Source organism: Streptococcus sp. HMSC034B05, from assembly GCF_001809055.1.
Taxonomy (GTDB): Bacteria; Bacillota; Bacilli; order Lactobacillales; family Streptococcaceae; genus Streptococcus; species Streptococcus constellatus.
In genome coordinates, this window is the sequence record NZ_KV795616.1 from 1 (window position 1) to 605 (window position 605).

General features: G+C 36.9%; 1 protein-coding gene. It reads right to left on the bottom strand.

Translation table 11 applies throughout. The annotated features are described in order from the left end of the window. Positions 1-443: 443 nt before the first annotated feature. A partial coding sequence (rplQ, locus tag HMPREF2542_RS06425) for a 50S ribosomal protein L17 (protein WP_006270650.1) occupies positions 444-605 on the bottom strand: 162 nt, incomplete at its 5' end.

Consider the following 605-nt stretch of genomic DNA (forward strand, 5'->3'; position numbering starts at 1 on the left):
CTTGAAGTCCATTTCATAACCCTCCTTTTTTCTTTAGTATAACAAGGAGAGGAACATTTGACTTCCTTCTTTTCTCTTCCGACTTCTATTTGTGCCTTTCTGACAACCTTAGCCCAAGCAATTACACTTCTGGGATAAATTGTGAACGTTGAGAGAGAAGAGGTTATCTCTATATCGAAAAATTGTATTCATTCTCTCCATTTAAATTTATACAGTCCTCTATACGAATTTGTTTCTGCAGAAGAATCCTCACAGAGATTACGAAATTTAAATAACGCCTGCTTACGAAATTGCTTTTATAGGAAAAGCAATTTCGTAAACAAGCGTCTACGGTGATTATCATAAGATGAGTGTTCCCGCTAGGAAAATCCTAGCGGCAGACCAGAGCTAGACTAAGAGTAACTTGACTCCATCATCATAACACTCAACAAAATTGATAAAAATTATACTAATTCAATGATAGCCATTGGCGCTGCATCACCACGACGTGGTTCAGTTTTAAGGATACGAGTATATCCTCCTTTACGTTCTGCATAACGAGGTGCTAAATCAGAGAATAATTTTTGAAGGGCAGTAGTTGAAGTATATTTTGCTGTTTCTTCATC